General features: G+C 37.8%; 11 protein-coding genes. 7 read left to right on the plus strand and 4 right to left on the minus strand.

Annotated elements, in window-relative coordinates:
- The first annotated feature begins 2 nt into the window (after positions 1–2).
- From D7004_RS10275 to D7004_RS10285, 3 genes are read left to right on the plus strand one after another with little or no spacing between them, the layout of a single operon-like run.
- The gene (locus D7004_RS10275; protein ID WP_123205779.1) at positions 3–3,218 is read left to right on the plus strand and encodes a hypothetical protein; all 3,216 of its coding nucleotides are present in this window, start codon (positions 3–5) and stop codon (positions 3,216–3,218) included.
- Between the two features lie 39 nt (positions 3,219–3,257).
- Positions 3,258–8,153, plus strand: coding sequence for a hypothetical protein (locus D7004_RS10280; protein ID WP_123205780.1), 4,896 nt, complete (start codon positions 3,258–3,260; stop codon positions 8,151–8,153).
- Positions 8,150–9,922 carry a hypothetical protein gene (locus D7004_RS10285; RefSeq protein ID WP_123205781.1) on the plus strand — a complete coding sequence of 591 codons (1,773 nt, stop codon included), beginning with the start codon at positions 8,150–8,152 and terminating at the stop codon, positions 9,920–9,922. The genes D7004_RS10280 and D7004_RS10285 overlap by 4 nt, the downstream gene beginning before the upstream one ends.
- Before the next feature lie 247 nt (positions 9,923–10,169).
- Here D7004_RS10285 and D7004_RS10290 read toward each other — a convergent pair whose 3' ends face one another.
- Positions 10,170–10,997, minus strand: a complete 828-nt coding sequence (locus tag D7004_RS10290) for a helix-turn-helix domain-containing protein (protein WP_123205782.1) — start codon at positions 10,995–10,997, stop codon at positions 10,170–10,172.
- Positions 10,998–11,100: 103 nt separating this feature from the next.
- On the opposite strand from D7004_RS10290, the gene D7004_RS10295 reads away from it, so the two are divergent.
- From D7004_RS10295 to D7004_RS21000, 4 genes are read left to right on the plus strand one after another with little or no spacing between them, the layout of a single operon-like run.
- The gene (locus tag D7004_RS10295; RefSeq protein WP_123205783.1) at positions 11,101–11,667 is read left to right on the plus strand and encodes a DapH/DapD/GlmU-related protein; all 567 of its coding nucleotides are present in this window, start codon (positions 11,101–11,103) and stop codon (positions 11,665–11,667) included.
- Between the two features lie 11 nt (positions 11,668–11,678).
- Complete coding sequence (locus tag D7004_RS10300) at positions 11,679–12,197, plus strand: cupin domain-containing protein (RefSeq protein WP_123205792.1); 519 nt, start codon at positions 11,679–11,681, stop codon at positions 12,195–12,197.
- Entirely contained in the window at positions 12,197–12,475 is a 279-nt protein-coding gene (locus tag D7004_RS10305; RefSeq protein WP_123205784.1) for a carboxymuconolactone decarboxylase family protein, read from the plus strand. The genes D7004_RS10300 and D7004_RS10305 overlap by 1 nt, the downstream gene beginning before the upstream one ends.
- Positions 12,396–13,244: an antibiotic biosynthesis monooxygenase gene (locus D7004_RS21000; protein WP_123205785.1), complete on the plus strand. Its 849-nt coding sequence runs from the start codon at positions 12,396–12,398 to the stop codon at positions 13,242–13,244. Before D7004_RS10305 ends, D7004_RS21000 begins: the two co-directional genes overlap by 80 nt.
- A 36-nt stretch (positions 13,245–13,280) precedes the next feature.
- Here the strand turns inward: D7004_RS21000 and D7004_RS10315 are convergent, their stop codons facing one another.
- The 3 genes from D7004_RS10315 to D7004_RS10325 all read right to left on the minus strand — a co-directional run bounded on the left by D7004_RS10315 (position 13,281) and on the right by D7004_RS10325 (position 15,311).
- Positions 13,281–13,889 (minus strand): hypothetical protein, encoded by a 609-nt coding sequence (locus tag D7004_RS10315; RefSeq protein ID WP_123205786.1) that lies wholly within the window; start codon positions 13,887–13,889, stop codon positions 13,281–13,283.
- Between the two features lie 645 nt (positions 13,890–14,534).
- Complete coding sequence (locus tag D7004_RS10320) at positions 14,535–15,107, minus strand: hypothetical protein (protein WP_123205787.1); 573 nt, start codon at positions 15,105–15,107, stop codon at positions 14,535–14,537.
- Between the two features lie 3 nt (positions 15,108–15,110).
- The gene (locus D7004_RS10325) at positions 15,111–15,311 is read right to left on the minus strand and encodes a hypothetical protein (RefSeq protein ID WP_123205788.1); all 201 of its coding nucleotides are present in this window, start codon (positions 15,309–15,311) and stop codon (positions 15,111–15,113) included.
- Between the last annotated feature and the right edge of the window lie 129 nt (positions 15,312–15,440).

Here is a 15,440-nt window from a genome sequence, read left to right on the forward strand (position 1 = left end):
AGATGAGTATAAAAGTTGCAAAATATACCTTTGGCTCATGGTTGCGTAAAGGCATTGCTGGTCGTATTATTACGGTTGATAATCTTGGAAATGGGGCAAGCTCTGGCACACTCCGCTCTGAAGTTAATATTGAAGTTAAAGTAAACGATCAGGTAGAACTGAAAGATTTTCAATTACTCGGTCCTGGTGATATTATTGGCATAAACCCAGCAATGGTAGTGCGCACAGAACCGCTAAACTGGATTAGCAATTTCGAGCCCAATTATTTGCCGTTTATCGAGTTTTACGATGAAGATTTTTTGTGGCGATATACACCAGCAAAAGCAAATGGCGATAAACTCAGACCTTGGCTTTCCCTGATAGTTTTGAAAGATGAGCAGCAGCCAGGAACAGGAGAATTTACATTTAACGAAAGCAAATTACCATTGGCTTCCGTTACGGTTAAAAGTGCAAATAATCTTCCACCTGCCAACCAAATATGGGCATGGAGCCATGTGCATGTAAATGAAGGCCATGATTCTACAACCGAGTTTGAAGCATTCTTAAAAACGCTTAACGATTTAGACAACCCTAACAGCGACCAGATTATTAGTAGGTTAATGTGTCCGCGGAAATTAGATAGCAATACCGCCTATCGGGCATTTTTAGTTCCGGCATTTGAAACGGGCAGACTCTCTGGTTTAGGCTTAGAAAATACCAGTATTGACGCTCAGCAAGCCTCTTGGAACAATACTTCAAATAACATTGAGTTCCCCGTTTATTACCACTGGTTTTTTAGAACTGGCGAAAACCAGGATTTTGAATCATTAGTAAAAATACTGGAACCCAGAATTATGGATTCCCGCTTAGGAATCCGCGATATGGATGGCAGCGCACCAGGTTTCGGCATGACGGAAGCTACTGATATTGGTCAAACAACAACCTTAAATATTATCGGATTAGAAGGCGCATTAAAAGCACCAACAACGGTTTCCGAACCCAAACAATTGGATATCGGAAAACCATTTTTTAATGAACTTCAATCGATTTTAAATTTCCCGGAAACCCTTAAAAACGCATCAAATACCGTTAGTGATCCGGTGGTTAGCCCACCAATTTACGGCCAGAATCATGCACTTACAAACCAAATTGATACTGATAAAAGTAGTTGGCTGCATGAACTCAATAAAGATCCAAGAAACCGGGTTGCAGCCGGCTTTGGAACCAATGTTGTACAAAAGGATCAGGAAAAATATGTTGCTGATGCCTGGAAGCAGGTAGAATCAGTTAAGAAAGCCAATATAAAAATTAAGCTTATTGCTTTTGCCATGAATGTAAGTTATGTTATCAAAACAAAATTTACAAGTAAACTCACACCCGGTCAGTCATTGCTATTTTTATCTCCTTTGTTGAAAAAAGTAAAAGGCTCACCTACAACACTTAGCTATCAATTAGAAGACAGCCTATTACCTGCTGCTGCTGTAAGCTCCACATTACGTAGAATATTAAGACCTCGTGGCCCATTTTTCAGAAAGATCGCAGTTGCAAATCCGGGTTTCACACATACTGGTTTGCTAACAGATATAAATGAGGGAAAAATTACAGCCGCACCTCCAAAAATAATCCCTGTTGGCTTGCCAACGGTTGATGAGAAGCTGAATTCAATCCCAGCCAAAAATCATAACCCCATTCTTATTTGGATTTTAAATCATCTCCTAATCTGCTTATTACTGGTGCTTGCCGCAATTTTTATCTTCGGGGTAATCACTGGCGCCTGGTATGCATGCATTATTGCCGCAGTTATTACTATTGGTGCTTATTTTAAACTCCTTAAAATGAAGGCCAGTCCTCTTAATCCGAAAGATTTAAACAACCCGGAGGTAATGGCAGAAACTTTGGAGCATTTGCCAGAACAACCAGAATTTATTTTTAGAGAAAGTAACCCGCTGATTGTGGAAACCAATAATGGCGATACTGAGGTTACAACTGAAAACCAGGAAACTACAACAGACGCTGAAGGCTTGGCGTATCAGTTTGTAAGCATTTTTACCCCTGGTAGCAATGGAAAAGATAGTGTGGAAGCTGCAAATTTCCGGGCTGCTGCAATAGATTTAAATTATAGAGAGGCTATCAAAAACCCTGAAAAAACATTTAGCCGTTTTGACATAGACAATGCACATTTAAAGTTGCAGGAAGCAATAGATCCACGGAAAGTTTTCCCCAAAATGCTGGCATCATTTGTAATTTATACTTTTAATAAAAAATGGTTGTTCAATTTCGAAAATCTGGTGCCGGCCATGGCTTATCCAGATATGCCTGAACCGATGTACGAAAAGCTAAGAGATATATCTTCAGAGTTATTGATTCCTAACTTAAAGCTCATTCCTCAAAACACCATCTCCTTATTGGTAACAAACCCAGAGTTTATCGAATCGTACATGGTTGGATTAAACCACGAATTTGGTAAAGAATTGCTTTGGAGAGAATATCCAACCGATAAAAGAGGTAGCTACTTTAGACAGTTTTGGGATGTTAAGGGGATCATAACCAACCATAACAACCTGGATGAAAACCAACTTAAAGAAGAATTTAAAGATATACAACCCATTGATAAATGGTACAGCAACAGCGCTTTAGGTACACACCCTAAAAGAAAAGCTCCAGATGGAGAACAGGTCGTATTAGTTATTAGAGGTGAGTTGCTGAAGAAGTACCCGAACACCATTATCTATGCTCAAAAAGCTCATATTTTTAAAGATGCAAGCGGCGTAATCGATGCAACTAAACAGCCAATCATTAATCCTGTGGCTACTACTACAGAAATGGCTTCAGAAATTAAATTCCCAATGTTTAAGGCAGAAATAAATCCGGATATAAAATTCTTTGGTTTTGATTTGACGGTACCACAATCAAAAGGAAAGGATGAGCCTACAATTGAATCAGATGATTGGGGATGGTATTTTATCATTCAGCAAATACCTGGCGAACCCCGTTTCGGGATGGATATAAATTACGAGAAGAGCGGTGATAAAGTAAGTTGGGATGATTTGAGTTGGGACAAATACAGTCCACAGAATGGTTTTATCAATATCGATGTTAAACCAAATAGTGATTTTAAACCTGCCGCACCTGAAACTGTGGATGATTGGGGACAAAATTCGGCTAGAATGGGTCATATTCTTTATCAAAAACCCGTAATGATTGCCATACACGCCAAAGAAATGTTAAAAAGTATATAACCCGCAAATTTGATTACGAATATGGGATATCTTGAATCAATGAAAGAAATTAAGGAAATAAAGGCGCAAAGAGATAAAGCTGCAGACGAGTTGTATAAACTGCAACTGCAATACATTAATTTGCAACGCGAACTAAAAGCTAATCCAAATGAAAAACATCAGGAGCAGCTTAGCGCATTACATGCTCAAATTGAGAAACGTAGCCTAGACAAGAAATCGATTACGAACACGACCAACCAGGTTATAGAACGTTTGTACCTTAAACAACAGCCTGAACAGTTAATAGAAGAATGGCAAGACGATATTCCAATAAACTTATTTCCGGTAAGGTTAGAAACCAAATACAGAAAAACGCTCAGAGGCACACAGCTCTTGGTAAGGATTTATCCTGATGACATTTCGATAACTACTCATGAGAAAATGCTTACTGAAAGTGAGCTTACTTTTGGACGCAAACATTGGGAAATATTATTTAAAAACTCGAACGATAAAGAACTTACAAACAATGCCTGGAAAAATTTATGGAGTAGATTTGGAAGCAATAGAGCCACTTGGGTAGCCAAAAGCACCAAACCAACCAATTGGAATCAACGGGCAGATTTATCATTACCCGAAGCGCTGATTTTCGCTGATGCGGAAACTAAACCAGATAGCTGGACAAAAGCACCCCATACAAATGTGTTACCAGACAGGTTTGTTTTAATGGGCTATAGAGCAGGAAAAGAAATGCTTCACTTGGTTGGAAACCAAATAAAAGATATTGTAGTTGTTGGCCCAGCGCCTATTATAGATGAGAACGACCCGTCATTTACCCGAGATGACCTGGAAAACCGAATCCAATATGGAGAAGATTTTGCCTGGATGGCAGATTTTGAGATCGCTGTAGCGCAAGGTTTAGGGTTTATGATTACACAAAGTGATGAAGATGTAAAACTTGGATACGACCAGTTGTTGGTTGTAGGTTTAAAAAGCTCGGCAGATGAAAAAGACGGTAAGGAATTATTTGAAGCTTTAATTGATAATCATAAATATAGTGAGGAAGGCTTTGCCCTACTTAAACAAGGTACACCAACCAATAACACAGATAATGAAGATTCTGGTTATCAAAGGCAAGAATCATTAGAAGATTTTATACTTCTGGCAGAACAAGACCATATATTGTTTACACCATCTGATAATTTTAAAGAAGCAACTGACGGACAAAGACTTGCAGAATATTTTGGTGTAGATTATGAAGTTTTTCAATCTGTTAATAACGGTAACCTAACCGACCATAGCGAAGCCATCGCAATGAATACCGCATTACATCCCGGTACACTCGGCTATTTTGTTACCAGCATGCTTAATGGTGTTTTGGATGAACCGGATAAAGAACTATTAAGAAACCATTTCATAAATTACGTTTCTGGAAGAGGTCCATTAGCTTCCATTCGTGTAGGAAATCAACCTTACGGAATAATCGTAACCAGTGACTTTAACTCTTGGTCGTATCCTTCCAAACGGATAGAATATAGTCTATCAAATTTACCCGATAGCAGTAAGGTCTTCTACCAAAAAATGTATCAGATATTAACTTATATGGCGGCTAAATGGAAGGATAAAACCGATAATTTACCGCACATATCAAAAAATGGCGATGCAGGTGCAACCTTGTTAAAAATTCTTGGTCTGCATCCTTCCTCTGTGGAGCTTTTCCAACGTAAAGGATACAGTTATGATTATCTAGAAAATTTGGAAAAATTCAGCATCAACGGAAAATATTTTGCTGATACGATGATGATGGCAATTCATGCATCAAGTTTAAATACCCTGCTAAAATCTTGGGGCTATAAAACACAGAAGGAAAATGGTGCAAAAAAAACACCACCAATGCTGCTAGAAATCATTTTTCAACATTACAATACCCGATTGGATAAATACAACCTGGTAGATGCGCAACCTTTATCTGAAGAGCAAAAAATAAAGCCTTATCAGGATGATATAGATTTAAATTACATCGACTGGTTACTGGCCAATATAGATAATGAGACCAGTTTAGAAAAACAGGATTTTGGCGACAAGGACAAACCCAGTTCACTTTTGCTTATGATGCTAAAAAATGGATTGTTGCTGGAAACCAACCACAGTATTTTTAAATTTTTAGCGACCAAAAATATTAATGCCTCAGAATTACTGCAAAGCAGAAAGTTTATGAACATGAGTACATCAGCCTCTGTAAGTCCTTGGGAAATTTATAAAGCACCGGTAAATAAACTCATCAATACAGAACAGTCTGGCGCCACATTATTTAATCATGTCCATAAAGCACTTCTAGATATTAACATCACCAGAAATTTAAAAGAAAATAAATGGGCGCTTGAAATTTTAAAAGATTTGCCAACAGCACGTTTGCAAAGAGCATTTATAGAACATGTAGATACACTCAGCTATCGCCTGGATAGTTGGCAAACTGCTCTTTTCGACCAACGAATTGTAAGCCACCGAAATACAGCATCAAGTATAAAAGAACGCAAAACAGGATTGTATTTAGGCAGTTACGGTTATTTGGAAAATGTTAAAATGCGCAATACCCGTAAAAAAATATCAGAAAACGCCTTACCGGCAGGACTTATTGAGGGAGAAGACAATTTATACCTTGAAAATGAAAATGGCGGATATGTGCATGCCCCAAGTTTAAACCATGCAACCGCAGCAGCAATACTGCGTAATGGTTATTTAACGCATGCAAATAGAGACGAGGCAGATTTATTATCGGTAAACCTTTCGTCTGAACGGGTTCGCAGGGCAAAAGCCATACTAGAAGGCATTAGAAACGGACAAACACTTGAGGCATTATTAGGTTATCAGTTTGAACGGGGTTTGCATGATTGGAGCACGAAAAAAGTAAATCCGGTAATTTTAAATCAATTAAAACCCGACTTTAGAAAAGCCTTTCCCATCAAAAAAACCAAGATTCCCCAAGAGGGCAATACAAGCGGACCGGAAGAAACTATAGTAAATTACGAGGTAATAAACGGCCTGGACTTAGCCAACGTAATCTTACCTTTCCCATTTGGTGTTGCGAATCTGCCAGCGCTAAATGCCGAGCAAATTAAAGCCTTGGAGTTCGAAAAAAATAACCTGCAAAACACACTTGATGCACTTAAAGATTTGATGACGGCAGAAAGTGCTTACCAAATGGCTACAGGTAATTTTGAACGGGCAGCGGCAGTTATGCAATCTGTATCAATTGGAAACATCCCACCTGAGGTGGAAGTCATCAATACCGCCCGCAGTACACAAATGACATTCACCAACAGAATCGTGCTAACATTAGATGCCACCCTTTCTACAAATCCTTGGTCAAATGTACAATCAAGTGCAAAATCGATAACAGAGCCTGCATTAAACCATTGGATTGGGGAATTATTAGGTAATCCTGCCGATATACGCTGCCTGGTAACGGCAAAAGATTCAGCCGATAATGTAATTAATGTCGCTGTAAGCTTGGAAGATTTAAATTTGCAACCCTTAGATTTTGTATTGCTTATTCGCAATAAACTGGAAACTTCGGGTGCATCTGAGTTAGAAAGCCGAATACGCTATTCCTTTCTCAAATCGCAATCTTTGCCGGATAATACCTTAGTTACCATCTTATTTTCTGATAGTGGTAGTCCGAACGATTTGTCAAAGAAGTCCTTTGCCGAAATTTTACCATTTGCGAACTATATCCGTCAATTAATTGGAAATGGCCGTCCACTTAACGCCATAGATTTTGTTTCTACAACAGTCACCGAAACTCAGCCAAACGATAATCCTACTAAGATTGACTTGACAGAACTTAAAAACAGAACCGCAGCCTTATATCAAAACTATTTAGAAGCAGCCATTCAAACCCTTCAAAATACCCTTAGTGCAATACAAATTAGCTTAACCGATACGACACTTGAAAATTTAAGAGAAACACTGAAGGCAACGGCCGACGTTCATTTTAATTTCGCCTTTCCAAACATGGTATTTGATAAAAGTGCAGACGCTGCTAAGTTGCTTATCGAACAGGCAAAAACCGTTTTATTAAGATTAACTGAAGTGCAACAATCCTATTTAGCGCAAAACGCCAAATTAAATCCAACCGGAGAAGCCGAGCAGGAAAGCAAGAAGCTCATAAAAATGATTCAAATAATTTTGGGCGACAACTCTATGGTTATTCCAAAATTTAGTTTTAGCAACAAAGCAGAAATCGTAGCTGCAAATGCTTCATCAGATGAATTATTGACTTACGCTAAAAGTGCTGTAAACCCACCTGCAGGCGAAAGTGCAGGTTTGGGCATGAACTTACCGGTCGCAGAATTTCTACACAGCGCATCTTTAGTTCGTGAAAAAATGCATACGCTGGAAATGGTAACATTACTGCACAATAATTTTAATCAGAATGATTTAAATGGAAAACCTTTGCAGCTTCCTTATAAAGAGAATGATAGCTGGCTTTCAGTCGAATTTCCTAAAAACACAGAACTGCTCAGCGACACGATTGCCTATGTTCATTATGCACCGCAAGGATTTAACCCGAACAATGCTCAAAGTGGATTATTGTTTGACGAGTGGACAGAAACCATTCCTAATCGGGAGGAAGTGAGTGGAATAACCTTCAATTATAATCAACCAAATAGTAGTCCACCGCAAGCAATTTTATTAGCAGTTAGCCCAAATGAAACCGGCAAATGGAATTGGAATGATTTAACCAATACGATATTAAACACTTTCCAACGGGCTAAAGAACGTGCAATTGAACCAGATGATGTAGACACCATGCCTAATTTGACAACCTTACTACCGGCTACCATGGCCGAGTTTAGCGCAAGTCGCTTCACTAATATTTCCCTGGATTACTCCCTGAATTTATCTGAGAAATTCTTAAATGTTAAAAATCTGGAAACTAAAATCAAATTACCATGATTCAACTCACCGACCAAATTAAACAATTCTCGCCTGATGTGTTAGTTAAGGATTACAGGATTTCATCCATTACTGCCTATAACCGACTTGAACCAAGGCCAAGAACGGAAAATTTTAATGAAAGCTTAAAAGCTGCTGTGCATGATGGGTTGTGGTTTTTAACCAGGCAGTGGCAAATGGGTGAGTTTGAAAGTGAAGATGCGGGCTCTGCAATAGATGCCAGACTAATTACTAAACAACTCCACATTGATAGAATGGCGCTTCAGCAAAACCCAACCAAGCTGTATAGTGATGAGCTTCCGATGGAAGCTCAGGTTGAAAGGGAGCAAGTTCCATTTAGTTTAGCCTTGAAAATTCAGGTATCTCAATATTTTATAAGCTTACATACTCCAACTCAAAAATCAACATATTATCCCAAATATGTAACTACGTATCCTCTAACAGAAGATAATAACCCTGACTTTACCAACCAGGAAAGCAGTAAACAGTTACTAAATAGTACCATAAAACGTTCTATTAATGGTGAACTTTTACTGGCTGATATTCTTGATGGAAGTTTTAGTAGCAAAGTTGGCATATCTAATGTAGACCAAGCAGCGATGGATATCCTTATTTCAAATTTTAAAGGTTGGTATCAACGAATTTATACCCAACCCGAAAATAATATGGAGAAAACTTGGGATGGACAAAAACTAAGTTATGGCTTCACAACGGCTGCACCTAGGGCAGATGGTACTCATTTGGTCTTAGAAAGTCCTGAATACCATAATGGAAATTTGGATTGGTATAACTTTGATGTAAACCTGGAGCAAAACGAATTAAAGTTAGAGCAAGCTGATTATGAACCAAGTTTAACAACAGAAAGCGCCATTTCATTTATTCCGACTGCCACCACTTTCAAAGGTATGCCAAACCAACGTTTTTGGGAAATGGAAGACCGCACAATCAACTTTGGAGACATAAACGCTAAAACAACCGACCAACTTCTGCTGCTATTTGCCGAGTTTGGTTTGGTATATGGCAACGACTGGTTTGCAATTCCGTATCGGATGAAAACAAATACCTTATGCGAAATTGATGGCTTTGTCGTAAAAGACGTATTCGGCGACCGCACCTTAATTCAGGCAGCTGATGCAGGATTAGACCAGCAATGGCAGCGCTGGAGCATGTTTAATCTGAGCAACAAAGATCATATAGGAAGTTATAATAATCAATTTTTTCTGCCTTCTACATTGGCCAATTCCCTACAAAGCGCACCTTTAGAAAAGGTGAACTTTATACGCGATGAAATGGCGAATATGGTGTGGGGAATTGAAGAAATTATTCCTGATGGAACGGGTATTGGTATAAGCGGACACGATGCTGCAAAAAAGGACAATGTTTTACCGGAGCCTCTACCCCAATCTGATGCCTTAATTCATTACAAGCTGGGCAACTTCGTACCCGAAAACTGGATTCCTTTTCTTCCAGCGCAACTACCTGGAAGCCACCAAGATATTCATTTTCAAAGAGCTTCCCTGCCAAAATTCGGTTTACCTCAAATCGATACCGTTAAGGCTAAAGGAATTATTTTAACAGAACAGATTGCCCCATACTTTATTAATGAGGAAGAAATCCCCTACTCTGGTACCATAATTAGTCGGGCCTGGCAAAGAACAAGATGGTACAATGGCAAAACCTACAATTGGATTGGAAGGTACAGACAAACAGGAAGAGGAGAAGGAAGTAGTAAGTTGGCTTTTGACCAAATCGTTAATGCTAAAGCTTAGGCTTAAAATGATAAAAAACCAGGAACTGAACCTTTCCAAATCATATAAACTATGAATTGGTTGTATTTTATAGCCCAGGCAGTGTTACTGTAGGCTTGATGAGCATGCAGCGATAAACCGACTTTTATTTGCCCATAATAGATAACCTTTTTTGCTACTGAATGCCGTTTTCTGTATTTTCAAAAATTGAGCTAAAAGAACTAAATCATTTCAGCCGGTTGTTTGAAAATTAGAACCAATATTAACGCTAAGTTAACCTTGCCCTAAAGTCAGTGGGCGTTAGCCCAAACAGCTTCTTAACGTACCGTGTAAAAAATGAAGTACTGCTGAAACACATTTCATCGGCTATCTCGGAGATGTTAAGATTTGTGTTTTGTAGCAGCAAAATAATCCTTTCTTTTGCATGGCTATGTATCCAATCAGAAGCAGTACGATCTGAATGAATTTTGCATAGGTAGTTTAAGTATTTCGGCGTAATATTCAGTTCATTGGCGTAAAACTGCACTTCCCTTTTGGTAAGACAATGTTGCTGTAGTAGTTTAATGAACCGTTCATATAGCGTTCCGGTTTGCAAACTGTGACGGCGACGTTCGTATTCATTAGCAAAGCTATGCCACATTTCGAGGATAAACAGACGCATCTGTAATTTAAGCGCCTCTTCATAAAAGCGATGTTCGGATTCCTGGAAACGAAGAATTAGCCATTTAAAATTGTTAAGTATCTTTTCTTTTTCCGCCTTTGAGTTGATGTCTTTAACAGGAAATACTCTGGAGTGGAGCTGGGCATTGATGCTCCAACCCTGATCAGGAACATTATCTATCAAAAAATCTTTTTCTACCAATAAAACAGTCGACTTAAAATCTTTCGACACTTCTACCAAATTCCATTTGCTTTCGGCAAACCAAAATAAAAACTGACCAGATGCACAGGTCATGTGCTCTTCATTGAAAACAAAATCCAGCTTTCCACTATGGCAGTACAAGTGGACATGGTATTTTTTTAAAAGTCTTTCGGTTGCATCATCAACACTTTCAAGGGATAATGATAATACTCTTGGCTCGGGCGTTTCAATCATTTAATAGAATTTGAAAACTAAATTAGGTAATATTTGACATTTTTGGCGCCATTAGTGCCATAAATCAGAACTAAATTGGTCGGAAATTTGGTGCTTTGATAATATGAATAATTCAGATAATTCAGTATTCGATGATTTAAGAAATGGTGAGGCGATAACCTCTACCCATCCAGGGAGAGCGGAGCTCAGAAAATCAGCATATGAAACAATTCAATTGCTACTGCAGATGAATAGTAGCGCCGATCCGCTTACCATTATAAAATTTCTTGGTCAAATTACCGGACAAAAGATTGATGAAACGGTAGCCGTTTTTCCGCCATTGTACATAAATTATGGCAGACATCTAAGTATCGGAAAAAATGTTTTTATCAACTTCGACTGTACTTTTTTGACTTTGGGTGGAATCGTGATTGAAGACAATGTACTTATCGGCCCTAAAGTAAGTTTACTTTCTGAAGGTCATCCACTGGCACCAACAGAAAGAAGTGCATTAGTGCCAGGTAAAATCCATATTAAAAAAAATGCCTGGATAGGTGCAAATGCAATCATTTTGCCAGGAGTTACGATTGGAGAAAATGCTGTGGTTGCTGCAGGTGCGGTGGTATCAAAAAATGTTGATGATAACACCGTTGTGGCTGGGATACCTGCCAAATTTGTTAAACAGATTTAATGCAGTTGATAATGAGAAAAATTGCAATAATTGCCACAATAGCCTTATTTAGTGCGCTACAGTTGAAAGCACAAACAAAAGTTGAAAAAATTGAAAATAAAATGAATACTAAAGTTCCAAAAATAAGCGATTTCCCAACGGGAGAAGAAAATACCGGCTTTGCAAAATATTTTACAGGCAAATCGTATCTGGCTCCTTTAACCAATAATAAAGACCTTAATGTGCCATTGGCAAATGTAACCTTCGAGCCAGGCTGTAGAAACAATTGGCACAGCCATACTGGCGGTCAGCTGCTAATCGTAGTTGGTGGCGAAGGACTTTACCAAGAGCGGGGAAAATCAGCAAGACATCTAAAGGCTGGAGACATTGTGGAAATTGCACCAAACATAGAACATTGGCATGGCGCCACAAGCAACAGTTGGTTTTCTCACCTAGCCACCAATGGCAGCCCTTTATCAAATGAAAATAAATGGCTTGAGGCAGTTAGCGATGAAGAATACAATAACGCACACAAACAGATCAATAAATAATGAAAAGAATTAGCTGGAAGGTTGGATTGCTATTTTTAATTACCAACACACTTATCTCCACCATTAGCGCACAAAATATGTCAGTTTTAACTCAACAGGAAAAAAGCCTTGCCAGCATTTCTGCTGCAACGGCAACAGGTAAATTAGACTTGCTTAAAATTCAACTAGCAACTGGCCTGGACAATGGCTTGACAGTTAATGAAATTAAGGAAACACTCACTCAACTGTACGCACTGTGGCTTCCCAAGAAGTTTAAATGCTATAAACACTTTTTCTGATTTATTAGCTGAGCGTAAAGCGAAAAACATTTCCGATACCGAAGGACAGAAAATTATCGAGAACACCGTTAAGGATAAATATGAACAGGGTCGTAAAACCTTGGAAGAATTAACCAAAACACCTCAAACCAAGCCAGCACCCGGTTTTGGAGAATTTGCTCCGCGTATTGATGCTTTTCTAAAAGAACACCTGTTTGCAGATATTTTTGCGAGTAAGGTACTCGATCTTCGAAAAAGAGAACTGATTACAATCGCCGCACTGGCATCCATGGAAGGCGTAGAAAGCCAACTACAATCCCATATTAAAATGGGCAAAAATACAGGCATTTCAGATGCCGAATTGAAGGAAGTGAGCATCATCATCCAGCAAATCGTCAGTACGACACAGGCTAATACGTTACTTAGAAATATCGCTCAGCCCATTCTTCCTATTATCAAACCCGATATGATGATTCGTATTTCAGAAATAGAAATTGTTCCTGAACATCTAGAAGCATACAAATCTATTTTAAAGGAAGAATCTGGTGCTTCCATAGCTAAAGAACCAGGCGTGATTGCTATTTTCCCAATGTTTCAAAAAGAATACCCTACACAGGTAAGGATTGTAGAGATTTATGCAAACAAAGCCGCTTATGAGCAACATTTACAAACACCTCATTTTAAAGAATACAAAACTTCTACTTTAAAAATGGTGAAAGACTTAAAATTGATAGATATGGAAAGTCTGGATAAAGAAACTATGCGGTCGATATTCCGGAAATTGGAATAAATCTGACTATTATGCCCTCAGACCCTTCCCTTTCTGCTAATGAGTAATTTTAATTATAAAATAAAAAATTGGAGTAAAGATAACTGCAGCAATAATCAGTGGTTTCCAGATAGGTTTTGCTCTATATTTTTTTTCCACGCCGATGTCACGTTTCCAAAACGCCTCATACATAATCCATATGCCTAAAGAATTGACGACGAAAGGTCCAATCAATCCAATATTGAAATCTATGTATGATAAGACTATTAATGCAATCGCAGTATATAAAAAACCAAAAATTATAACCTGCCAACCTTTTCTTCCAGCAAAATTGCAATTTGATGCCAGCATAAATGAGCCGAAAAAAACAGAGAAAAGAATCGAAAATACATATATTGCCGATTGTGAATAGTATTCAGGAGCTTCTGGATCTTCTACGACATTGCTTCTCCAATGATGTATCGTTTCCTTTTTTTTATTCTCTTTTTGCAATACGAGCTCTTTTTCTATCCTTTCCAATGTATCTACAGGCAATTCAACGTTTCTATCTTGCAAAATATTGAAGGCACATCTAACAGCGTCCTCAGTATGTCTGCCTACATGGTCAATATAGTAAACGAGTTGAGCATCAGTTTTAGCATTTAATTTGGTTTTTAATACGCTCATCTTTTATGTTAAATACTAAATATCGATAATACTTTACGAAGATAATTATTTTCAGACGAACTGGTCAATCGGCTAAATTAATTTGCTATGCAGCAATTCGCTTCATTTTCATTGGATAACAATTATTGTAAGTGCGTTTAGAATTTATAGTTTGGAAAAAATCTATTAGCAAACGACTTTATATCTACCCTTAAGCTCGATTTAATCCCCCTCTCTGCCGCACACCTTTCGCTTATGCATTTAAGCCTATAAAGACCATCGAAAATACCAATTTCAACGAATCAATTGGCTTTTATAAAATGAGAAACTGGTTTCACTTTAGCTTGGTAATTTTAATCCACACGCTTGAACCTACATACACCAGGCAGATACATATCCCTACAATGTTACAATATTTACTTAGTAATTTTTTAGAATTTGTAATTACTTCTCCTAGTAATGTCTTGATTATTGCAATTTATTCACACGTGGCACGCGTGCGCCAGCGAGGGCTCGTTCCACTTGTCGGCGAACAGCAGCTATTAGTTCTAACCCTTTAAATGATTTAGGGTTCGAATTATCATTGTTAATTATTCAAACCAGAGGTACTTTATCTTTAGTGTTAGAGTGGTATCCATTACATCTTCTATATTTCATACATAATGGTTATTGATAGTAACCGATGTAATCTATTGCCCAGTTATTATTAATCTTTGATAGCGTAAATATTAATTTTGTCTCATATTTAGGTATAAAGAATTGCGCAATACATTTGTTGCTGATTATTGCGAATTCTTTTAAAACCCCTTCTTTGTAATGTTCTAAAATAAGTTCAGGTTCTAAGCTTTGCAATGGTATATCAAGGCCAATCCCATCAACCTTAATAATTGCACTTCTTTCAATTTTAGGGCTACTATCTAATGTTTTTCCAATTTCATAGAAATATTGCCTTAAGTTATTGAGGTAAGATTCTGAAAAAAGACCAGATGTCCTGTATCGATTAAGATATAACTCAACACCTTTTTTATCAATTGAGATTTTCTTCATATTGCCGGTAATTGTTTCCTTGGTCAAGGAATATTTTTGGGAACCAGGTTTGAGATTATCTTTGATATTATCCCATTCAAAAAATTTGAAAATTATTTCTTTAATAGGCTCTGTAGACTGATTTCCAGGATTTTGACTAAAAACTATCTGAACTGTAAAGAGGAGACTTAATAATGTAATTAATTTTTTCATGATTTATTTGGCTATGCTTCTTCTTACCTGCGTTAGTATGAAATCATGGTGACCTGTTCGGTTACCATACTGGCTCATAGTTTTCCCGCTTATTTTTCCATCAGCAGAGTTATAATACAGTTTGTTTTTTGAACTAAGTACGTAAATCCAATTGGTTGAACTGTCGTAAAATGCGAAATATTTTCCATTACCATCTATTCCCATTGCTACATTTACAATAAAGTGGTCAGCGCTATTATCATTTCAAATAGCAGTTTGAATAATTCAATTGGCTTATGGCAATATTGTCAAAACTCGGTTTCATTAAATTGATATGTCTCGTCCTGAAATAGG

Origin of the sequence: Pedobacter jejuensis (assembly GCF_003725795.1) — a bacterium.
In the GTDB taxonomy this organism is placed as follows: domain Bacteria; phylum Bacteroidota; class Bacteroidia; order Sphingobacteriales; family Sphingobacteriaceae; genus Pedobacter; species Pedobacter jejuensis.